Origin of the sequence: uncultured Novosphingobium sp. (assembly GCF_964277725.1) — a bacterium.
Lineage (GTDB): Bacteria > Pseudomonadota > Alphaproteobacteria > Sphingomonadales > Sphingomonadaceae > Novosphingobium > Novosphingobium fluoreni.
The window spans coordinates 1-22,574 of sequence record NZ_CAXYKL010000065.1 but is presented as its reverse complement, the minus strand read 5'-3'; the positions used below and the strand labels follow the sequence as shown (position 1 = coordinate 22,574).

General features: G+C 65.3%; 18 protein-coding genes and 1 tRNA gene. 2 read left to right on the top strand and 17 right to left on the bottom strand.

Annotated elements, in window-relative coordinates; genetic code table 11:
• A partial coding sequence (locus ACHWRX_RS03975; protein ID WP_394658174.1) for a TetR/AcrR family transcriptional regulator C-terminal domain-containing protein occupies positions 1-377 on the top strand: 377 nt, incomplete at its 5' end.
• A 54-nt stretch (positions 378-431) separates the two neighbouring features.
• Complete coding sequence (locus ACHWRX_RS03970; protein ID WP_394658173.1) at positions 432-3,893, top strand: acyl-[ACP]--phospholipid O-acyltransferase; 3,462 nt, start codon at positions 432-434, stop codon at positions 3,891-3,893.
• A 166-nt stretch (positions 3,894-4,059) separates the two neighbouring features.
• On the opposite strand, the gene ACHWRX_RS03965 is transcribed toward ACHWRX_RS03970, so the two are convergent.
• From ACHWRX_RS03965 to ACHWRX_RS03885, 17 genes are all read right to left on the bottom strand, one after another.
• The gene (locus tag ACHWRX_RS03965) at positions 4,060-4,968 is read right to left on the bottom strand and encodes an NAD-dependent epimerase/dehydratase family protein (protein WP_394658172.1); all 909 of its coding nucleotides are present in this window, start codon (positions 4,966-4,968) and stop codon (positions 4,060-4,062) included.
• Positions 4,965-6,095: a glutamate 5-kinase gene (gene proB, locus ACHWRX_RS03960; RefSeq protein WP_394658171.1), complete on the bottom strand. Its 1,131-nt coding sequence runs from the start codon at positions 6,093-6,095 to the stop codon at positions 4,965-4,967. The genes ACHWRX_RS03965 and proB overlap by 4 nt, the downstream gene beginning before the upstream one ends.
• 143 nt (positions 6,096-6,238) lie before the next feature.
• Positions 6,239-7,297, bottom strand: a complete 1,059-nt coding sequence (gene obgE / locus ACHWRX_RS03955) for a GTPase ObgE (RefSeq protein ID WP_288415491.1) — start codon at positions 7,295-7,297, stop codon at positions 6,239-6,241.
• A gap of 96 nt (positions 7,298-7,393) precedes the next feature.
• Positions 7,394-7,469 (bottom strand) — tRNA-Ala (locus tag ACHWRX_RS03950).
• 105 nt (positions 7,470-7,574) lie between these two features.
• On the bottom strand, positions 7,575-8,327 hold the full coding sequence (locus ACHWRX_RS03945; RefSeq protein ID WP_193753204.1) for a hypothetical protein: 753 nt from the start codon (positions 8,325-8,327) through the stop codon (positions 7,575-7,577).
• Positions 8,328-8,467: 140 nt separating this feature from the next.
• Positions 8,468-9,208, bottom strand: a complete 741-nt coding sequence (locus tag ACHWRX_RS03940; RefSeq protein WP_183616129.1) for a Bax inhibitor-1/YccA family protein — start codon at positions 9,206-9,208, stop codon at positions 8,468-8,470.
• Between the two features lie 115 nt (positions 9,209-9,323).
• Positions 9,324-10,130, bottom strand: a complete 807-nt coding sequence (gene proC, locus ACHWRX_RS03935; RefSeq protein ID WP_394658170.1) for a pyrroline-5-carboxylate reductase — start codon at positions 10,128-10,130, stop codon at positions 9,324-9,326.
• Positions 10,131-10,144: 14 nt separating this feature from the next.
• Entirely contained in the window at positions 10,145-10,651 is a 507-nt protein-coding gene (locus ACHWRX_RS03930) for a YbjN domain-containing protein (RefSeq protein WP_058735165.1), read from the bottom strand.
• A 142-nt stretch (positions 10,652-10,793) separates the two neighbouring features.
• Positions 10,794-12,914, bottom strand: a complete 2,121-nt coding sequence (locus tag ACHWRX_RS03925; RefSeq protein ID WP_394658169.1) for an SPOR domain-containing protein — start codon at positions 12,912-12,914, stop codon at positions 10,794-10,796.
• A 179-nt stretch (positions 12,915-13,093) separates the two neighbouring features.
• On the bottom strand, positions 13,094-14,650 hold the full coding sequence (ftsZ, locus tag ACHWRX_RS03920) for a cell division protein FtsZ (protein ID WP_394658168.1): 1,557 nt from the start codon (positions 14,648-14,650) through the stop codon (positions 13,094-13,096).
• Positions 14,651-14,839: 189 nt separating this feature from the next.
• Positions 14,840-16,135, bottom strand: coding sequence for a cell division protein FtsA (gene ftsA, locus ACHWRX_RS03915; RefSeq protein WP_058735168.1), 1,296 nt, complete (start codon positions 16,133-16,135; stop codon positions 14,840-14,842).
• Positions 16,135-17,064 (bottom strand): cell division protein FtsQ/DivIB, encoded by a 930-nt coding sequence (locus tag ACHWRX_RS03910; RefSeq protein WP_394658167.1) that lies wholly within the window; start codon positions 17,062-17,064, stop codon positions 16,135-16,137. The genes ftsA and ACHWRX_RS03910 overlap by 1 nt, the downstream gene beginning before the upstream one ends.
• The gene (locus ACHWRX_RS03905) at positions 17,061-18,014 is read right to left on the bottom strand and encodes a D-alanine--D-alanine ligase (protein ID WP_394658166.1); all 954 of its coding nucleotides are present in this window, start codon (positions 18,012-18,014) and stop codon (positions 17,061-17,063) included. Before ACHWRX_RS03905 ends, ACHWRX_RS03910 begins: the two co-directional genes overlap by 4 nt.
• 31 nt (positions 18,015-18,045) lie before the next feature.
• Positions 18,046-18,948, bottom strand: a complete 903-nt coding sequence (gene murB, locus ACHWRX_RS03900; protein ID WP_394658165.1) for a UDP-N-acetylmuramate dehydrogenase — start codon at positions 18,946-18,948, stop codon at positions 18,046-18,048.
• A complete protein-coding gene (gene murC / locus ACHWRX_RS03895; protein WP_394658164.1) occupies positions 18,948-20,357 on the bottom strand; it encodes a UDP-N-acetylmuramate--L-alanine ligase in 1,410 nt (469 codons plus the stop codon). The genes murB and murC overlap by 1 nt, the downstream gene beginning before the upstream one ends.
• Positions 20,354-21,538: an undecaprenyldiphospho-muramoylpentapeptide beta-N-acetylglucosaminyltransferase gene (gene murG / locus ACHWRX_RS03890; RefSeq protein ID WP_394658163.1), complete on the bottom strand. Its 1,185-nt coding sequence runs from the start codon at positions 21,536-21,538 to the stop codon at positions 20,354-20,356. The genes murC and murG overlap by 4 nt, the downstream gene beginning before the upstream one ends.
• Positions 21,535-22,574 (bottom strand): FtsW/RodA/SpoVE family cell cycle protein (locus ACHWRX_RS03885; RefSeq protein ID WP_394658162.1); only part of this gene is annotated, 1,040 nt, incomplete at its 5' end. The genes ACHWRX_RS03885 and murG, both read right to left, overlap by 4 nt.

The following is a 22,574-nucleotide window of genomic DNA, read 5'->3' as shown; positions in this document are numbered from 1 at the left end:
ATGAGTTCACCATCGAAGGGCTGCGAGATCATTGCGTCCGGTTGGCCCGAAAACTGCTGACGCCCGATGCGATCAGCTTGTTCAGCCTCATCATCGCCGAAGGACGCCGCTTCCCCGAGATCAGGCACGTCTTCCATGATCGCGCCCCCGCGCGGTCCCAGCGGCAGATGACGGCCTTCCTCGCCACTCGCATGGACCCTGCCGAGGCCGCGGTTCTGGCACGAATCATCAACGGGGCGATGACCGGCTATCGCACCCATGCCCTCACCCGGCCGGAGCTGCCCACCGATGCAGAGATCGTCCAATTCGTGGATGACTTCATTGCCCATCTGCGTTTGCCCGCATACGAAAGCATTCCTGAAGACAATTCAGGCTAAGTGCCCTGCCGGGTCCCAACGGACGGCGGGGCCTCGCGTTGCAGGAGTAAGCGTTTGTCAGCACCCGATCTTTCGCTTCTCGGCAAACGCCGGCTCGGCCCGATGTTCGCCGTCCAGTTCCTGGGCGCCTTTAATGACAACCTGCTGAAATACGCGCTGGTGTTCCTGGCCAGCTTCACGATCTACAAGGGCGATCCGGACAAGGCGGGCCAGCTGGGCCTGATATCGACCGGCCTTTTCATCCTGCCCTACTTCCTGTTCTCCTCGATCGCCGGCCAGCTGGCGGACCGGATGGACAAGGCCCGCCTTGTCCGGCTGGTGAAGACGGCCGAAATCGTGATCATGGCGTTCGCCCTGGCCGGCTTCTGGTTCCAGTCGATCCCGCTGCTGCTAGCGTGCCTGTTCGGCATGGGCGTGCATTCCACCGTGTTCGGCCCGGTGAAATACTCGATCCTGCCCCAGCACCTGCATTCTAACGAGATCATGGGCGGCACCGGCCTGGTAGAAGGCGGCACCTTCCTGGCGATCCTGGGCGGGCAACTGCTGGCGGGCTTCATCCCCGCGTGGGAGGCGGGCCTCGTCGCCGTGGGTCTGGCCACGCTTGGTCTGGCCATGAGCTTCGCCGTTCCCGCCGCCCCGCCCACTGCGGGAGAGCGGGCGCCGATCGACCTCAACATCACGCGTGGCACCTGGAACATCCTGAAAGCCGCACACAATGGTCGCGGGGTGTGGCTGGCGATCCTGGGGATCAGCTGGTTCTTCAGTGCTGGCGCGGTGCTGACGATCGAGCTGGCGCCGCTGGTTTCCGGGCAGTTTTCGGGCTCGCAGCATGTCGTCAATCTGCTGCTGGCGGTGTTCTCGGTGGGTGTGGCGCTGGGCTCGGTGGCCGTGAACCGCCTGCTCAAGGGCGAGGTATCCGCTCGCTATGTGCCTGTCAGTGCGCTGCTGATGGCGGCGGGCATGATCGACCTGTGGCTCTCCTCCCACGCCTTCCAGCCGCAAGTGAACGGTGCGAAGGTGGCCGAATTTGTCGCCAATCCCGGCTCCTGGCGCGTTCTGGCCGACATCTTCGTGATCGCCTTTGCCGGTGGCATGTTCATCGTGCCGCTCTATGCGATCCTGCAGGTCTGGACCGCGCCCGAGCAACGCTCGCAAGTGATCGCGGCCAACAACATCGTGAACGCGGCGGTCAACGTCCTGGTCGTCGCAGTCGCGGCAGGCCTGGTGGCGAGCGGCGTGGATATTCCCGGCGTCATCGGCACGCTGGGTTTCGCCACGCTCGCGGTCGCGCTGATCAGCGTGTGGCTGCTGCCCGAGACGGTGTTCAAGAGCGTGGTGCGATGGGTGCTGAAGGCGCTGTACCGGGTCGAAGTGAACGGCGCTGATAACATGCCGGCAGAGGGCACCCCCGCCGTCGTGGTGGTCAATCACCTCAGCCTGCTGGACGGCGTGCTGCTGGGCGCGTTCCTGCCGGGCAAGCCGACTTTCGCGATCAACACCCAGATCGCCAAGGCGTGGTGGGTGAAGCCGTTCCTCAAGCTGTTCGAGGCCTTTCCGGTCGATCCCACCAACCCCATGGCCGCCAAGGCGATGGTGCGCGCGGTGAAGGAGGGCAAGACGCTGGTGATCTTCCCCGAAGGCCGCATCACTGTGACGGGCGCCCTGATGAAGGTGTTTGACGGCCCTGGCATGGTGGCGGACAAGGCCCACGCGCCGATCGTGCCGGTGCGCCTGGACGGCCCGCAATTCACGCCTTTCTCGCACTTGAAGGGCAAAGTCCGCACGCGCCTTTTCCCCAAGATCAGCATCACCGTGCTGCCCCCGCGCCGCTTCGAGATCGAGGGCGAGATGTCCGCGCGCCAGCGTCGCGCCACGGCGGGTCGCCAGCTCTACGATGTCATGAGCACGATGATCTTCGACACCTCGCACACGGACAGCACCCTGTTCGCAGCCCTGTGCGAGGCGCGGCACCTGCACGGCGGCGGCTCCGCCGTCGTCGAGGATACCAAGCGCGAGCCGCTGAGCTACGATCGCCTGATCCTCGCCTCGGAACTGCTGGGTGAGCAACTGGCCTATGGCACCCGCCCCGCCGAGAACGTGGGTGTGCTGCTGCCCAATGTGGCGGGCGTGGCGGTCGCCTTCTTCGGGCTGCAAGCCGAAGGGCGCGTACCCGCGATGCTGAACTTCACCGCGGGGCAGGCCAACCTGCTCTCCGCTTGTGAAACGGCCTGCATCCGCACCGTCGTCACCGCCCACGCTTTCGTCGATCAGGCCAAGCTGGGCGAGATCGTCAGCGCGCTGGAGGCAGACGGCCGCCGGATCGTCTATCTGGAGGATGTCGCCAAGCGGATCGGCACCGGGGCCAAGCTGTGGAAGCTCCTGACCAAGCTGGGCGCGGCAAACCGCCACAAGGCGCGGCGCATCTCGCCCGAAGCACCGGCGGTGGTGCTGTTCACCAGTGGCTCCGAAGGCACGCCCAAGGGTGTCGTCCTGACTCACCGTAACCTCTTGTCCAACTGCGCGCAGTTGGCCGCGCGCGTGGACTTCAACCCCGCAGACATCGTGCTGAATGCGCTGCCGGTGTTCCACTCCTTCGGCTTGACCGGCGGCACACTGCTGCCGCTGTTCAACGGCGTGAAGACCGTGCTCTACCCCAGCCCGCTGCATTACCGCATCGTGCCCGCGCTGGCCTATGACGCCAATGCCACGATCATGTTCGGCACCGATACCTTTCTGGCCGGCTATGCCCGCATGGCGCACAGCTATGACTTCTACTCGCTGCGCTACATCTTCGCCGGCGCCGAGCGGGTGCGCGACGAAACGCGCAAGGCCTATGCCGACAAGTTCGGCCTGCGCATCCTGGAAGGCTACGGCGCGACCGAGGCCGGACCGGTGATCGCGGTCAACACGCCGATGCACTTCAAGGCGGGCACAGTGGGCCGCCTGCTCCCGGCCATCGACCAGAAACTGGAACCGGTCGAAGGCATCGACGAAGGCGGCCGCCTGTTCATCCGCGGCCCGAACGTGATGGCAGGTTATCTGCTCGCCAGCGATCCCGGAACATTGCAACCGCCCGAAGGCGGCTGGCACGATACCGGCGATATCGTCACCATCGACGATGAAGGCTTCATCGCCATCAAGGGCCGCGCAAAGCGGTTTGCGAAGATCGGCGGGGAGATGGTCTCGCTGCCAGCCGTGGAAGGTTACGCGGCCAAGGTCTTCCCCGACGCGGAAAACGCGGTCGTCACCCGGCCAGATCCCAAGAAGGGCGAACAGCTCGTTTTGTTCACCACCGCCAAGGGCGCGGAGGGCAAGGCGCTGCTCAGCTGGGGCAAGGCCAATGGCGTCACCGAACTGATGCTGCCGCGCGACGTGCGCGTAGTCGATGCGCTGCCGGTGCTGGGCACGGGCAAGCTGGACTATGTGACGATGACCAAGCTGGCAGCGGAAAAAGCCGGATCAGCACCAGCGGAGGCGGAAAGCGATGATCCGGCGGAGGATGGGGAGGGAAGCTAACCGCTTCCCCCGGCCAACGTCTTGCGTCCTCCCCGTTCGTGTCGAGCGTAGTCGAGACGCGCTGGCGCAGTGCTGCCGTGTCTCGACTTCGCTCGACACGAACGGGGCTCGACACGAACGGACCAGAAATCGATCGTTCGCCTGATTAAAATCCAAAGGTCAGCAGCTAAAGCCAGCCTTGCTCCTGATACCATTCCGCCGTGGTTTTCAGCCCGCCACGCGTCTCGATCTTGGGCTCCCAGATATGGCCCGGCACTTGCGCATCGGCGTGCCCGGTCCAATCGGGATGACTGAGATAGCCCGCCCGGTCCGGCGTCATCTTGGCGGCCTTGCCACGCAGGAAGCCATCCACTCCCGCCGCGCGGCGCAAGGCCGCGGGCGAAAGCCCCAGCACGCGAGGGCGCCGCCCCACTGCCCAGCCGATCGCCAGTGCCAGCTCGCGATGCTCCCAGCCACCCGGCCGCCCGTCGTCAGGCTCCACGGTCTGGCCACGCACATCATCACTACCTGGTAGCAACGCCACCAGCAGGCGTGCCAGATCCTCGACATGAATAATCGAGGCGCGCCCGTCGCGAGGTACCGGCACCACGCCCCAGCGGGCGGCGCGGAACAGCTCGAACATCTCCTTGTCACGCGGGCCGTAGATCGCGGGCGGGCGCACGATGGTCCAATCGAGCAGGCTGGCCTTCACCACCGTCTCACCGCGCGCCTTGGAGGCACCATAGGCCGACAACCCCGGCTCCCGCGCCGACAGCGAGGAGACATGCACGAAACGTGGCACGCCCTCGTCCCGCGCGGCTTCCACCAGGCTGAGCGTGCCATGGACATTGCCGGTGACAAAGCCCTGGGGCTCAGCCGCATTCACCACCCCCGCTACGTGGATCACCGCATCCACGCCGCGCACCAGCTCGGCCAGAGCCTCCCGGTTGGACAAATCGCCCTGCACCCACTCCACGCCCGCCAGTGGCACCTGGATAGAGCGGGCAAGCGCGGACACCTCATGGCCCGCATCCAGCAGGCACTCCAGCACCGCCCGGCCGACAAAGCCGGTGCCACCCGTCAGCGCGACGATCACTTCAAGACCAACTGGTCGCGATGAATCACGGCAGAGCGCGGCGCGTAGCCCAGCAGTTCGGCATGTTCGCTGCTGTGCCGCCCCTGCAACCGCGTGCATTCGGCGGCGTCATACTCAGCCAAGCCATGCGCGATCACCCGGCCCTCGGGCGCGCAGATCGCCACGGGATCGCCACGCTCGAACAGGCCATCGACGCGAGTCACGCCCTTCGCCAGCAGACTAGACCCGCGCGAAAGAGCCGCCGCCGCGCCCGCATCGACGTGCAGTTCGCCCTTCAACCGCAAACGCCCGCCCAGCCAGGCCTTGCGCGCGCCGGAGCGGCGATGGGCGCGGAACAGCGTCCCGATACCCTGTTGCGTCACCCGCGCGATCGGTTGGGCATGCGTACCGTTGCCGATGACCAAGGCGATGCCCGCCAGTTCCGCGATCTCGGCCGCCTGCAACTTGGAGGTCATTCCGCCCGAGCCCATGCCCGACGCCGATTCGCGGCTTGCCATCGCGTGGATTTCGGGCGTGATGCCGTCCACTTCGGCGATGCGCTCCGCCCCCGGCTCCTTGGGATTGCGGGTGTAGAGCCCGTCCACGTCGGACAGCAGCAGGACCGCGCTGGCCTGGGCCGCTTGCGCCACCCGTGCCGCCAGCCGATCGTTGTCCCCAAAGCGGATTTCCTGCGTGGCGACCGAGTCGTTCTCGTTGATCACCGGCACAGCGCCCGCATCCAGAAGCCGCGCCAGCGTGGCGGTAACGTTTAGATAGCGGCGGCGATCTTCCAGATCGTCCAGCGTCAGCAGGATTTGCGCCGCCGTCAGGCCATGGCCGCCCAGCAATTCGGCCCAGAGCCCGGACAGCGCGATCGGGCCGACGGCGGCGGCGGCCTGCGCATCGGCAAGGCTGCCGCGTCCGCCCGTCTCCAGCCCCAGCCGCGACGCGCCTAGGGCAATCGCGCCGGACGAGACGACGATGATCCGCTGCCCACGCCCGCGCGCCGCGGCGACTTCACTGACCAGTTCCTGCAGCCACTCTCGCCGCACGCCTTCGCGCCCCACAAGCAGCGCCGAGCCGACTTTGACCACCAGCAGCGGGCAGCGCGTGTTGTCGGACAAGTCGGATAAGCTGGCGATCGTCATGAGAGCGTCAGCCTCTAGGCAAAACCACCCGCGATGGGAAGCGCGGGGCATGGCACGCACGGCACGGCATATCGATGCCGATGGGGACAAACCCGAGCGCTGCGGCAACAGCCTCCAGGGCGGGAGCCATCAGCGCGGGTAGGTCAGAGCGGGGACCAGGGCTCCTGATCCACCTCTTCCTGCTCGCCCTGCGGTCGTTCCGTGGCAGTGGCGGCAGGCAGATGCGAGATCACCGCGTCCAGCAGCGCATCCATGCCCGCTCCCGTCGCGCCGGAAATGGCGAAGACTTGCTCGGCGCCGGCCTCTTGCAGTTCGGCGGCAAAACCGGCCGCCAGCTCGGAATCGGCCAGGTCGATCTTGTTGAGCACGATCAGGCGTGGCTTTTCATCGAGACCTTCGCCGTACGCGGCCAGTTCTTCCTCGACCACCTGCATCGCTTCGGCAGGGTCTGTGCCGGCGATGTCGATCAGATGGATCAAAACCCGGCAACGCTCGATATGACCCAGGAAGCGATCGCCGATGCCTGCGCCGTCAGCCGCGCCGGCGATCAGGCCGGGAATGTCGGCCAGCACGAACTCGCGGTTTTTGTGGCGCACCACGCCCAGTTGCGGGTGCAGAGTGGTGAAGGGATACGCGCCCACCTTGGCGTGCGTGTTGGTAAGCTGGTTGATGAAGGTGGATTTGCCCGCGTTGGGCAGCCCGACCAGACCGACATCGGCCAGCAGCTTCAGTCGCAGCCATACGTAGGCTTCCTGACCCGGCAGACCCGGCTGATGCTGGCGCGGCGCGCGGTTGGTGCTGGTCTTGTACGAGGCGTTGCCGCGACCACCCAGGCCTCCTTCGAACAGCACCACGCGCTGTCCGGCTTCAGTCAGGTCGGCCAGAACCGTGTCGCGATCTTCGTCGTCGGCGATGATCTGCGTGCCCACCGGCACCTTGATCACCAAGTCCTTGCCTTGCGCGCCCTTGCGATCCTTGCCCATGCCATGGCCGCCGCGCGGGGCCTTGAAGTGCTGGGTGTAGCGAAAGTCGATCAGCGTATTGAGCCCGGCCACCGCCTCGAACACGATATCCGCGCCCTTGCCGCCGTCGCCGCCATCAGGCCCGCCATACTCGACGTACTTCTCACGCCGGAAGCTGACCGCACCCGGGCCACCGCCGCCTGAGCGGATATAGATTTTGGCTTGATCGAGAAAATGCATGGCGGTTCAGTCCGGTGTGTTCTGCGCTGAGCGGCACGGCCCGGCAAACGCGAACGGCCGCACGTTGTGCGGCCGTCATACGACAAATTCAATCACTGGTGGAGCCGAGGGGGATCGAACCCCTGACCTCGTCATTGCGAACGACGCGCTCTCCCAGCTGAGCTACGGCCCCGTTCCAGCAATTGCGCGATGCGGGTACGCTCGCATCACGAGCGGCCCCGTTAGCGAAGGGACCGCATCAAGGGAAGAGCTAAATTGCCCCCGAACCACCGCCACCTTACTGCGGGCGGGCAACGGTCCCGGTGGAAACGCCGGACACTGCTCCAGCGGACGGACCGGCAGAGTTCTGCGCCTGGTTGGGTGCGACCACTACTATGCCGCCGTACTTGGCCTGCCATGCCGCCAAGTCTGCGCGATACTGATCGTAGGCGTTGAAGAACGCCATGAACGGTGCTTCGAACTTGGAGAGGCCCATGGGTGCGTAAGCCTCCAACTGACCGGCCGGGAGCACCGCGATCTCCGTGGCCAGTTGCATGGCCGCATCGCAGAAGCTGGCCTTCACCGGGGGCACCGAGAAGAAGTTGTAGACCTGGGTCTGGTAGGTCTCACGCTCACGCGTGCCGCTCTTGCCGAATGCGCCGTTGAAATTCTTCTTCAGCTCCGCATCGGCCTTGTCGAGCGACTTATCATGCACCTTGAGGAAAGACTTGTAGCCTTCCAGTACGGGATTGTACTTGGCATCCACGCAATTGAGCGCAGCCACGTTATATGCCGAGCGCAGGTTCCATACCGCCTGAGCGGTGGAAACGCTGGAATTCACCGTCTTGCGCGTGCCGTCAGGAGCCGCTTCGGGAATGCGCATGTTCTCTTGCGCTCCCATCGGCGGTTGCGGCTGGGGCGGGATCACCACGACCGGCGGCGGCGGTGGCGGCGGAACCTTCTTGGCGCAACCAGCCATCAGGCTGATCACCACCAACGGGATCAGCTTAAGCGGAGTAGGGATAGACCCCCTGATGTTCGCAGCCGTCACCCGACCCTCTTCAATTATCTCGAGAAAACCCATCTAACCGGTTCAGCCGACAAAGCAAATGCCCGGCACGAAGCAGTCGCGCCGGGCATTGCCATTCACCTGTGGAAGATTTCAGCCCGGATGGGCCGACCGCCTTCCGATCAGTCCCGCTGACCCATGAAGCTAAGCAGGAACTGGAACATGTTGATGAAATCAAGATAGAGGCTGAGTGCGCCCATCACGATCGCCTTGCCGGCAAACTCCGTACCGGCCAGGACGTAGTATTCCTGCTTCAGGCGCTGCGTGTCGTAGGCGGTGAGGCCCGCGAAGATCAGCACGCCCAGGATCGAGATGCCCATCTGCAGCGCGCTGGACTGCACGAACAGGTTGATCACCATAGCAATCATGATGCCGATCAAGCCCATGATCATGAAGGAGCCCATGCCCGACAAGTCCTTCTTCGTGGTGTAGCCCACCAGGCTAAGACCTGCGAACGCACCCGCCGTCGCAAAGAAGGTGGTCGCGATCGACGCGCCGGTGAACACCAGGAAGATCGACGAGAGCGAGAGGCCCATCACGATTGCGAAGCCCCAGAACAGCAACTGCAACGTGGAGGTGCGCATTTTGTTCACGCCAAAGCTCATCGCCATGACGAAGCCAAGCGGAGCCAGCATGATGACCCAGCGAAGCGGCGTGGTCAGCACTTGAGCCGCCATGCCAGACTGCGCGAACAGCAACGCCACGACGCCCGAAAGCAGCACGCCGGAAGCCATGTAATTGTAGATCGACAGCATGTGCCGACGCAGGCCGGCGTCGTAGCCGACACGCGTGCCGGTACGGCCACCCAGGCTCGGGGACGCACCTAAGCCCGAACGGGGCTGGGGGTCGTTCCAGTTAGCCATTTCAAACTCCTTTCCGGCACCGCCCAATGCGATGGTTTCCGGACATCAGCGAATATCGCTCGCCAGGATCAACAATTCAAGGAGGAGAGAGTTGCCTATCGCGTAACGAAGTGTGTCAGCCACCGCGTGCCGCCGCACCCATTTCAGCGGAGCGCCGCTCCGCCGCCGCCATGGCCGCCGCCACCACCTTTGACAGCGCGGCCTGATCGTCGAGCACATCCAGCCCGGCCTGAGTCGCACCACCAGGGCTCGCCACGCGGCGCGCCAGTTCGCCCGGACCGTGGGGCGATGCCGCCGCCAGCAGCGCCGACCCCTCCGCCGTGGCGAGAGCCAGTCGTTGCGCCTGATCCTCGGCTATACCCAAGGCCACCGCCCCTGCCGCCAACGCATCGATGAAACGATAGACGAAGGCCGGACCGCATCCGGCCAATGCCGTCACCGCATCGAACAGGCCCTCTTTCGCCAGCCACTCCGGCGTGCCCAAAGGAGCCAGCAGCGCCGTCACTTCGGCCTGAGCCGCATCGTCCAGCCCATGGCCGGACAGCGCCAGCGGCGATCGGCCAATCGCGGCGGCCAGGTTGGGCATGATCCGCACGATCCCGCCAGCGCGCGGGAAGCGTGCCGACAGCGTCGCCAATTCCACGCCGGCCAGGATGGACAGCAAGGTCGTTTGCGGCCCGATCAGTTTCTCCACTTGTGGGGCAACCGCACCCAGCAATTGGGGCTTCACCCCCAGCAGGACGACATCGAACGCGGCATCCGGCACATCGCGAACCAGGGTCACGCCGTCCGGCGCGGCGCTCATGCCCGGGTCCATGATGGTCACGCGCGCCGGATCGACGCCCCCGGCCAGCCAGCCCTGCAGCATCGCGCCGCCCATGTTGCCACAGCCGACGATGAGGATCGTGTCGAACTTCGCCATTTGCGCCTTTGCCCTCAAGCTTCGCCGGCAGCGTCGACCATCGCGGCCGCCAGCGCTTCGGTCGGCGTCTTGTCGCCCCACAGGATGAACTGGAACACCGGATAGAAGCGATCGCACTCATCGATCGCCGCTTCCACCACGGTCTGCGCCTGCGCCGGGCCGAGCAGTCCGTCCTCGCCCAGCATCAGGCCATGGCGATAGAGCACGACACCGCCGCTGGACCACATATCGAAGTGGCCGACCCACAGCTGCTCATTGATCAGCGTCAGCGCCTCATGCATCGCGGCGCGCTTCGGCTCCGGGACGCGGATTTCCGGCAGACACAGCAGTTGCACGACGCGATCTTCCGCGCGCCAGATCGCCTGGAACTGATAGGTGGCCCAACTGCCCTTCACCTCGGCAGAGATTTCGTCCTCGCCCGTGTACTCGTGCGGCCAATCTCGCGCCTCGAACAGCGCGGCCAGCATTTCCACCGGTGCGGCGTCTTCTTCCCGCTCGATGTCGTCTCCAACGCTTCTCATAATCCCAGACATCACGCCTCCATGACGTGTATCGATTGCGGCCTCACCGGCCCTGCGCACAATCGTCGCGGTTCAATGACCTGCGCAAAACTCGACAAGTCTGTGAACAGCGTGTGGATAAGCCGGTAAAAGTCCGCTTACCTTATTTTGCGCCGAGTGGCTCTACCACCTGTCCGGCGGTGCTGGACCACACGAACGCCCCGGCAAAATCGGCCTTCTTCGCCTGTGCCACGAAAGCCGATGCCGCCTTTTGCGTCTCGAACGGGCCGACGAGGATACGATTGGTGCGGCCCATATCGTTTGTCGATGCCTTGCGGCCTTTCAGCAGAGCCGGATTTTCCTTCACGAACCGCCGCCAGTCAAAGGCGATCGCATCCATGCTACGGCCCACGCCGATCTGCACCCAAGTGCGGCTCGGGTTGCTCTTGAGCTGCTTCTCGGCATCGGCCTTTTTCTTGTCCTCAGCCTTTTTCGCCTCGGTTTTCTTGGCGTCGGCCTTGGTCTTCTTGGGATCGAGCTTGGCGTCCTTCAGCGGCGCAGCCTTGGTATCGGTTGCGCCTGCATCCGCGAGCTTGGCTTCGGCCGCCTTCCTGGAGCCCGGCTTTGCAGTGGCGGCCTTGGCCAGAGCCGGCGCCTCGGAGGCTACGACTTCAGGCTCACGCACCGGGACATCCTTAGCCGGTACGATGGCGCGAATGTCCACTGCGCCTGAAACCGGAGCAGCAGCCCGGCTCGGTGACCCGAGATCGGCAAAGATCTTTTCCAGAGATACGGGATCGGGCGGGGTTTCGCCCGCTGCTGGCGGCGGCGTGCTGGTGCCTGAGGCGCTGGGACCTGCCGTGGGGGCAAGGCGCGCCAGGTCGAAGCCTGGGACTGGCGCCGTGTTCGCCGTAGCAGTGGGAGGCGGGGTCGGTGCTGCAGAAAAACCCGAAGCCAAGGCTGGCGATGCCGGAGCAGCTGGCGGTGTCGTGGGGACGGATGAACGGCCCGGCACTTGCGGTTGCGCGCTGGCAAGAGCGGCGCTGCCCGGGTTTGCCGCCGGTGAAGCGCTTACCGCCCCGGGAAGCACGATCGATCCGCTTCGCACCGTCGCGGCCCCGGTGCCCGCTATCGCGCCGTAATTCTGGTTAGCAGCCGGCACAGCGGCGCGCTCAACCGTCGTTTCGCGGCGCGCGTAGCTGGCAGATGGAGCAGGCGACGGTGCCGGTGTCAGCGGCTGACGCGAGGTGGTCGTCTGGACTGTCGGGCGGCTGGCATCGTTCATGGCCAGCGTTCCGCGACCGCCGCCGCCGATCGCTGGCAGCTCGCCGTCACTGCTCTGGCTGATCGCAGGCTGCGGATCGGGTGGTGCAACGCGCGATGCCGCCGCTGACGAGGCGCGAGCCAATTGCGCGGCCTTCTCTTGCGCGCGGCGTTGCGATCGGGTCAACGGCGGCGCTGCCGGCACGCTCCGTGCGCCGCTTCCCAGCTGCTGGCCCCGGGGGATCAGGCCCGCATCCGCGGAAGCCATTCGCGTTGCCGAAGCGGCATAGGCAGCAATGGCGGGATCATCGCGACCGATCTCTGACGCGCGGGGAAACTTGCCCAGATTGGCAGCCGCTGCCTGCTGCGCCCGTGTCAGCCGGGGCATGTATCGCAGGTATGGCGTAACGCTTTGCGCCAGGGGACCCGGAAGAATCGCGTTGACGGTATCGACCGCTTCTTTGGTCTTACCCTCGATCGCGAGCGCAAAGGCGTGGGATCGCCAGCCGGGTTTGTCCTGCTCGCGCAGCAGCGGCATCAGCATGACTTCCGAACCGGCGGTATCACCGGTGATCGCCAGGCTCACCCCCAGCCGACGGCGGGTTTCATCGTCGGCGTTTCGGGTCAGCGCTGCGCGGTAATAGCGCTGTGCGGTAATTGGGTCACCGACCAGATCATAGGCAAGGCCCCGGTCGGACGTGACGTCGACACCGGCACCACCCGCTTCGGCGGCGGCGAATAAGGGGATCGCCTTAATGGGATCGCCCTGCAGCACCAAAGCACGGGCCATTCCCGCTTTTATCCGGGCATTGTTGGGGGAGATGGCATCGGCGCGGGTGTAAAAGCCCACGGCCGCTTCCGGATCGCCAAGCGAATTGGCGGCATCGCCGGCGTCCACCAAGGCCATGTAATCGCGTGGATCACGCGCTATACGGGCCAATGCCGCGCTCAATCGCTGGGAGGCGGCGCTGGGCGGGCGTTGGACGACGGGCCGGGAAACCGTTGGGACGGACTGGGCCACGGCGGAGCCAGCGCTGGCCGCCAGGGCAACACCAGCTACACCGGCCAACCAGCCTAAAAGGCGGTGCCTCATATCCAAACTACCCACAGTTCATCCTGGCCGATCGCATCAGCCAGCCCCTACCCATCATAAGCTTAACCCGGCAGGAACGATCACGAAAACCGTTCCTGCCCATGGGCTTACTGGTTGTTCTGTCGACCCAGGAAACGCGGGATCGCGATAGAGCCGCTATCATCGTCGTCCGGGTTTTCGCTCGGCGCTGGACGCGAACCGCGCGAAAGGTTCGACATACGCTCAAACAAAGTGCTGCCGGTCGATGCCGGACGCTGCGCCGGAGCCGCCGCAGCGGGCTTGGCCGCAGGGGCCGGAGCAGCTGCCGCTGGGGCGGACTCCGACAGGAACGTGCGGCGGCGCATCGGCGAGACCGGCTCGGCGGCGTCGGCCTGAAGGTCGAGTTCGTCCTGACGGGTGCCGCGTTGCGCGGGAGCCGGCGCCGCAGCGCCGTCACCATAAGGCTGAAGCTGCGCAGGTGTGGCCGCCGTTTCTTCCGGAGACAGTTCCTCGGCACCGCCCAGATCGAACGCGCTGTCATCCTCGGCGACTTCGGCGTCCTGGCCAAGATCGAAAGGCTCGGGCGCGGCCTGCGAGGCCGCTGGTGGCGCGAACGAGGGCACAGGCGCACGCTCAGCGGAAGGTGCCGCGGCGGGGCGAACCGGTCCGCGCGAACTGCCCAAGTTCATCGGGCGCGAGGCGATCTCGGCCTGCTCGGCCGATTGCTCTATACCGGTGGCGACCACCGACACGCGAATCTTGCCCTGCAGGTCAGGATTGAACGCGGAACCCCAGATGATGTTCGCGTCGCTATCGACCAGTTCACGGATGTGGTTGGCGGCCTCATCCACTTCCAGCAGCTTCATGTCGTCGCCGCCGATGATCGAGATGATCACGCCCTTGGCACCTTGCATCGATACGCCATCGAGCAGCGGATTGGCGATGGCGCGTTCAGCGGCCTCGAGCGCACGGTTGGGGCCTTCGCCCTCACCCGTGCCCATCATCGCCTTGCCCATTTCACCCATGACCGAGCGCACGTCAGCAAAGTCGAGGTTGATGAGACCCGGCATCACCATCAGGTCGGTGATCGAGCGCACGCCCTGCTGCAGCACCTCGTCAGCCAGCCCGAAAGCCTCCTTGAAGGTGGTGTCCGCCTTGGCGACCAGGAACAGGTTCTGGTTGGGGATGACGATCAGAGTGTCGACATGCTTCTGCAGTTCGTCGATGCCGGTTTCGGCGGAGCGCATGCGGCGCGTGCCTTCGAACATGAACGGCTTGGTGACCACGCCCACGGTCAGCACGCCCTTGTCACGCGCGGCCTTGGCGATGATCGGTGCCGCGCCGGTGCCGGTGCCGCCGCCCATGCCGGCCGCGATGAACACCATGTGGACGCCTTCGAGCAGACGATCGATCTCTTCGATCGTCTCTTCGGCGGCGGCGCGGCCCACTTCAGGCCGCGAGCCTGCACCCAGGCCCTGGGTGATATCGGGGCCCAGTTGAATGCGATTTTCGGCGATCGAACTGTTCAGCGCCTGCGCGTCAGTGTTGGCGACGATGAAATCCACACCCTCGATCTGGGCCTGGATCATGTTGGCGATGGCGTTGCCGCCTGCACCACCCACACCGATCACGAGGATACGAGGACGCAGCTCTTCAATCGCCGGCGGTCCGATATTGATGCTCATCTTACTCTCCTGGCAGACACGCGCGGCAAGAAATCATTGACCAAATCTGATGGCACAGCCCTGCGCCGGGAAGCAAAGCATCGCAAGGCTTTGTCCACAACAGACAAGCGTAATTCGGACACATTTCGGCGATGCGGCATCGGATCGGGGCGAGACGCCATCCGGGATCATCGCCTGCGACGCCATCATCTAGAAATATTGCCGGAAAGCGCGATAGATACGCCCTGCCGTGCCCATCCGCTCCGAACGCACGGACAGCTGCCGGCGGCTGTTGAGAGTGCGAATGTCGATGGGATCGGCGGAGGCGTAAAGCACCAGACCGGCCAGTGTGGAAAAGCCCGGCTTTACATGCGCTTCGGCCAAGCCATTGAGATGTGGCACCCGGCCGATGCGCACCGGCTTGCCCAGGGCGGCCTGCGCATAATCAGCCAGGCCGACCAGCTCCGCGCCGCCGCCGGTGAATACCACCTGCTTGCCGCGCTGGCCGTTGAAGCGCATCGCCTTGAGTGCTTTGTTGACCTCTTCCATCAAGGTGCCCAGCTGCCCGGTGATCACCGCGATCAGCTCGGCACGCGGAATGCGGTTCTTGTCGTCCGCATGGCGCGCGATCGGTCCGGTTTCTTCCTCACCGGGAGCGTTGACTGGGATCATCTCGCGATGGTCCGCTGGGCTGGCAAGCGCCGAGCCGTTGACGCACTTCAACCGTTCCGCCTGGAAGCGACGAATGCCGAACGCCGAAGCGATCGCGTCGGTCACATCGGCCGAACCCATCGGGATCGAGGTCAGGCCCGTCAGCATCCCTTGCGAGTAGATCGCCACGTTGGTGACTTCCGCGCCGAACTCCACCAGAGCGACGCCCAGATCCCGCTCCTCGGGCGACAAGCAGGCATGGCCCGCCGCCACGGGTGAGCCGACCACTGCTTCTACCTCCAGGTGCGCGGATTGCACCGCTTCCGTCAGGTTGCGGATCGGCGCACCATCCGCCAGCATGATGTGGATATCGACGCCAAGGCGCTCGGCGTGAAGTCCGCGTGGATTGGCGACCCCGTGCGCTCCGTCGAGCCGGTATTGTGCCGGTTGAGCGTGAAGCACCATGCGCCCGTCAGGCCGGATCACGTCCCGCGCGGAACTGAGCAGTTCGTCGATGTCCTCCTGCTCGATCCGGCGACCGCCGATCTCGGCATCCACCTCGGCAACCTGGCAGGCGAGGCCCGCGCCCGAGCAGCCGATCCAGACGCGCTGCACAGACGTGTCTGCCATTTTCTCCGCGCGGTCGATCGCATCGCGGATGGCGTAAGTGGCCGCAGTCATGTCCGTCACATAACCACGGCGCACGCCCTGGCTGGCGCGATGGCCGGAACCCAGCACCACGACGTCACCCACATCGGAAATACCTGCGACTATGGCGGAAATGCGGAACGAGCCGATGTTGACAGCCCCGAACACGCGGCTGATGCGGGGAGTGGAAGATCGCGCGCCGGCCATCAGTTCGCCTCCCCCTTGCGTGTCGCCCCGGCCTTGATCGCGGCCGCCTCCGCCTCGCGGCCAGGAATCCGCAAGTAGATGCGATCAGGCGCGCGCATATCGAATATCGTCACTTTACCGCCGAGCAGCCGATTTGTTCCATCGAGACGCGCAAAGGACACGAGGGCACTGGCCGCCGCCTGCTCGCCCTCCGGCAAGGCCAGGACCTGCCCGGTCTTGAACGTGATGTTCCACCGGCGGTTGCCGATCCATTCGGCTTCCTGCACTCGGGGCTTGAGCGCGGGCGCGGCGTCCAGCACGCGGGACAGCGCAATCACCTGCTGGCCCGCGCCCAGCCCGGACACGATCAGCTTACCTTGCGCCCGCCCGCGCGCCACCGTCTCCAGCTCGTGCCCCGTCTCGTCGATCAGAACGAAGCGATCGGCCTTGCGTAGAACCGCGTGCGGCTCCCGCTCGACAATGTCGATCACCAGCGTATCGGGCAACTGGCGAGAAACGCGCGCATCCTTGACCCACGAAAGGCCGAGCAGTTCCTGCCGCAGCGCATCGAGGTCGACCAGCGGCATCGCCCGGTCACGCTGGGCCAGTGCCCGTTCGTAGACCTTCAATTCGTTGAGATTCTTAACCCCGCGCACGTCCACATGGCGCACCTCGAAGCCCGCGCCGGACGCCACTTGCGCCACTTGCAGGTTCGCCAGGGCCGGCAATCCCGCCGCCGACGCCACGACCACTGCCAGCACAGCCGCGCCCGCCAGGATGGCGAACAGGAAGATGCGGTGCAGCTGCGCTTCGCTGAACGGCAGCGCCGCCATCGCCATGTCGAGAACCGAGCCGGTGCGCGCCTTGGCCTGATTGACACGGGCCTTCTTGCCCTGCGCCGCCGCAGTCTTGCGAACATTCGTCGCCTTGCGGCGGATCGTCTGGCTCATGGTGTGCCGGCCCGCTCACGCGCCTCGGCCAGTGCCTCGGCGATGATCGCCTCAACCAGATCGGGGTACTCCATCCCGCAGGCCTTCGCCTGCTCCGGCACCAGGCTCAGCGGGGTCATGCCAGGCTGCGTATTCACTTCCAGCAGAAACAGACCTTCCACGCCCTGCTCGTCATCCCAGCGGAAGTCCGAACGGCTGGTGCCCTTGCAACCCAGCAACTTGTGCGCGCGCAGGGCGATGTCCTTGCAGGCCGCGGTGATGTCATCCGGGATATCGGCCGGGCAGATATGCTCGGTCATGCCATCGGTGTATTTTGCGTCGAAATCGTAGAAGCCGGACTTGGGCCGCAGTTCGGTGACGAGCAGGGCACGATCGCCGATGACGGCCGTGGTCAGTTCACGCCCGCGAATGAACGGCTCTGCCAGCAGGCAATCGAAGTCCTGCCACGGCCCCTTGGCATCTCGGGAAACCGGATTGCCATAATTGCCCTGGTCCGTGACGATCGCCACGCCGACAGAAGAACCTTCGTTCACCGGCTTCAGCACATAGGGGCGCGGCAGCGGGTCTCGCTCGAAAATCTCTTCGCACGGCACGATTCGCCCGCCAGGCATCGGAATGCCGTGGGGGACCAGCGCCTGCTTGGTCAGCTCCTTATCGATCGCGATGACCGAAGTGGAGAGGCCGGAATGCGTGTAAGTGAGGCCCATCAGGTCCATCATGCCCTGCACGGTGCCATCCTCTCCGGGCGAGCCATGGAGCGCGTTGAACACGACATCGGGCTTAGCCTCCGCCAACTTGAGCGCGACATCGCGGCCCATGTCGATCCGGGTCACGCGGTGGCCCTTGGACTCCAGGGCTTTGGCCACGCCCTCGCCGCTCATCAGCGAGACGGGCCGCTCGGATGACCAACCGCCCATCAGCACTGCGACGTGAAGTTTGCCGATGGTCATGCGCGATCTCCGTTCGGGATGGCCGTATTCTTCACTGTTCGCCCACCCTTTGAATTTCCCACTCCAGCTCCACGCCCGAGTTTTCCCGCACGCGCCGCCGCACTTCCTCGCCCAGCGCCTCGATCTCGGCGCTGGTCGCGGTGCCGGTGTTGATGAGGAAGTTCGTGTGCTTCTCGCTTACTTGCGCGCCGCCGATCGTCAGCCCCCGGCACCCGGCTTCATCCACCAGTTGCCACGCCTTGTGGCCCTCCGGGTTCTTGAAGGTCGAGCCACCGGTCTTGGAGCGGAGCGGCTGGCTGGCCTCGCGGCTGGCGGAGATGCGGTCCATCTCAGCCTGGATCGCGCCAGGCTCACCCGGATGCCCGCGAAACTGCGCGCTGACGACGATCGCGCCATCGGGCAATTCAGAGTGGCGATAGGTATAGCCAAGCTGAGCCACACCCAGCGTGATCAGTTCGCCCGAACGCAGCACCACGTCACAATCGACGAGGATGTCCTTCACCTCGCCGCCATAAGCGCCGCCGTTCATCCGCACGAACCCGCCGACGGTGCCGGGGATGGAGCGCAGGAACTCGACCCCCGCGATGCCCGCATCGCGCGCGGTGGAGGAGACGAGAATACCCGAAGCACCGCCGCCGCACCGCAGCGTCACTTCGTCCACCTTTTCAACCCTTGCGAAGGCCTTGCCCAGACGAACGACCACGCCCGGCACGCCGCCATCACGCACGATCATGTTGGAGCCCAGCCCCAGCGCCATGACGGGCACGGACGGATCGAGATCACGCAGGAACGCCTGCAGATCGGCCATGTCCTTGGGCTCGAACAGCCACTCGGCCGCACCGCCGGACTTGAACCAGACCAGCGGGGCGAGCGGAGCCTGCGGGGTCAGTTTCCCCCTCACCCCATTCTTTTCGAGCGTGGGTTGCTCGACCATCAGGCGACGGCCCGCTCGCCGATCGCGCCGGCAAGGCCCGCCGCCCACTTGGTGATATCGCCCGCGCCCAGGCACACGATCATGTCGCCCGGCCGGATGATCCGCGCCATGGCTTCGGCCAGTTCATCCGCCCCGCCGATGACATGCGCATCGCGATGGCCCCGCGCCTTGAGCCCGGTGACCAGCGCCTCGGCATCAACGCCGTCGATCGGCATCTCGCCTGCAGCATATACCGGCGTCACATAGACGGCGTCGGCATCGTTGAAGGCGGTCTGGAATTCTTCCATCAGATCGCGCAGGCGCGTAAAACGGTGCGGCTGTACCACGGCCAGAACGCGGCCCTTCACGCCTTCGCGGGCGGCGGCGAGAACGGCGCGAATCTCCACCGGGTGATGGCCGTAATCATCGATCACGGTGACGCCACCCACTTCGCCCACCTTGGTGAAGCGCCGCTTGACCCCGCCAAACTGGGCGAAGCCGCCGCGCACGATCTCATCATCGCAGCCCATCTCGATCGCCACGGCGACGGCGGCGAGCGCGTTCTGCACGTTGTGGCGGCCCGGCATCGGCAGCTCGATCCCTTCGATCCGGCGCTGCTCGCCATCACGCTCTCGCACCACGACATCGAAGCGATTGCCGCCGGGCACCGGCGTCACCGCCTCGCCCCGCACATCGGCCTGGGCGGAGAAACCGTAAGTGATCACGCGCCGATCGCGGATCTTGCCGATCAGGGCCTGCACTTCGGGATGATCGATGCACAGCACGGCAGCGCCATAAAAGGGGACATTCTCGATAAATTCGATGAACGAGGACTTCACCTTGTCGAAGCTGCCGTAGTGCTCAAGGTGCTCGGGATCGATGTTGGTGACGACGGCGATCGTGCCGTCCAGCCGCAGAAACGAACCGTCGCTCTCATCCGCCTCCACCACCATCCAGTCACTGGCGCCAAGCCGCGCGTTGGACCCGTAGGAGTTGATGATGCCGCCGTTGATCACCGTCGGATCGACGCCGCCCGCTTCCAGCAGACAGGCCACCATCGATGTCGTCGTGGTCTTCCCATGCGTGCCGGCCACTGCGACGGTATTCTTGAGCCGCATCAGCTCCGCCAGCATCTCCGCCCGGCGGACGACCGGGATGCGATGCTCCAGCGCATATACGACCTCGGGATTGTCGCGCTTCACCGCCGTCGACGTGACGACTACGGCGGCCTCGCTGACGTTCTCGGCCGCGTGGCCGATCATCACCTTGATCCCGCGCGAGCGCAGCCCTTCGACCACGTAACCCTCGGCAATGTCAGAGCCCTGCACGGTGTAGCCCAAGTTGTGCATCACCTCGGCGATGCCGGACATGCCGATGCCGCCGATGCCCACGAAGTGGACGGTCCCGATATCGGTGGCGACGCCTTTCATTCCGCGCTCTCCAACGCCAGGGCTTCCTTGCTCTTGGCCACAGCAGGCTTTCCGCCAACACGGATCACGTCCATCAGCGGCGCACCGCCGAAGCCCTCCACCAGATCGGCAAGGTCGCTCGCCGCGTTGGGATAGCCGCAATTCCACGCGGCATGCGCCGCGTTCGCCAGCGTTTCAGGGTGCTGCGCCATCGCCTGGATCTGCTTGGCGAGTTCGCTGGCTGTGAACTTCTCCTGCCGGATCGCCCGCGCACCGCCCGCGGCCACCATCTCGCGAGCGTTGGCGGCCTGGTGATCGTCCGTGGCGATCGGCAACGGGATCAGGATCGCGGGGCGACCCACCACGGTCAGTTCGGCGATGGTCGAAGCTCCGGATCGGCCGATGAACAAGTGCGCATGGGCCAATCGCTCGGCCATGTTCTCAAAGTACGTGGCCAGTTCAGCCGGGATGCCGTCGCTGGCGTAGCGATGGCGCACCGCCTCGATATCTTCCGGGCGGCACTGCTGGATCACTTGCAGCCGCGCCCGCAAGGCGGTGGGCAGCATGGCCAGGCCATCGGGCACGACTTCGGACAGTACCCTTGCGCCCTGGCTGCCGCCGGTAACCAGGATGCGGAGCAAACTGTCCGAGGTGAAGGCCGGGAACGGCGCATCGCGCAGCGCCAGCACTTCGCTGCGCACCGGATTGCCGACCAGCGTGACCTTCTTGACCAGTTTGGGATCAAGCTTGTCGATATCCTCGTACGCCGTCGCGATCGCATTGACGCGCGGCGCGAAGAAGCGATTGACCCGGCCCAGCACCGAGTTCTGCTCATGCAGGATCGTGGGGATACCCGCTGCTCGCGCCGCCAGCATCGTCGGCAGTGCGGGATAGCCGCCGAAGCCAACCACGGCGGTGGGCGCGAAGCTTTCGAACAGGCGCAGCGCCATGCGGCGGCCCTCGATCACACCCATCGCGCCCTTGATCCATCCCAGCGGGTTCTTTCCGGCAATGCGGCCGGGCGGCAGAATATGGGCGGGCAAGCTGGCAGGCTTGCCGGGGATCTGCGCGCCGCGCTCGTCCGTGATCAGCGCCACGTGATGGCCTCGCCGCTCCAGCTCCAGCGCCAGCGCGAACGCGGGGATCAGGTGCCCCCCGGTCCCCCCGGCGGCCAGCACATAGTGGCGGCTTGCGGCAGTCATGCAGTCTCTCCGACATCGCTGAGCGAAAACCGCTCACGCTCGATAAACGGGTTTCTGCGCGTAATGGCCAGCAGCAATCCCAGGCAAGTGCAAACCGCCACGGTGGACGAACCGCCGTACGAGACGAGCGGCAAGGTCATGCCCTTGGAGGGGAACAGCTGAAGGTTGACCAGGATATTGATGAAGGCTTGCCCACCGAACTGGGCGACGATGCCGGTGCCGGCCAGCACGGTGAACAGATCGTCCTCCCGCGTCTGCCGCAGGATCGCCTGAAACAGGATCGCGGCATACAGCATGATGATCACCGCACACACGGCCAAGCCGAACTCTTCGCCGATGACCGAGAAGATGTAATCCGTATGTGCCTCGGGCAAGGACAGCTTGCGCGAACCCATCCAAAAGCCGGTGCCGAACCAACCGCCGTTCAGCAACGTGCGCTCAGCCAGATCTACCTGATCATAAGCGCTGCCACCACCCAGAAAGGCGTTGATGCGGTTCCGGCCGTTCTCGTAGAACATGTAGGCCAGCGCCACTATCGCCACGCCGGCGCCCATCGCCGCCATGATCCGGCGCACATCCAAGCCGGAAAGCAGGATCAGCACGAACCAGGTGGCCGAAAACAGCATGGTCGACCCAAAATCGGGCTGCGCCATCAGCAGCACGCCGATCAGCCCCATCAGGCCGACGGTCACCTGCATCACCGGCAAGCGGTTGTCCCGTACACGCCAGGCGAGGATCCACGCGAGCAGGATCGGGAAGCCGCATTTCAGGAATTCGGAGGGCTGGATCGAGACGCCCAGGTTCAGCCAGCGCCGTGCGCCGTTCACTTCGCTGCCGACGAACGGCACCAGCATCAGCGCGAACAGCATCGCACCGGCGATCAGGATACCAAGGCGGCGAGCCGTCTCTTTGGACAGGGTGGAGGTGCCGAACAGCGCCAGCAGCCCCAGCGCCTGCCAGCGCAAGTGGATGAAGAAGAAGTGCAGGTCCGACAGATGCTTGGCCGACGTGGAAAGCCGGCGCGAACTGGCCGGAG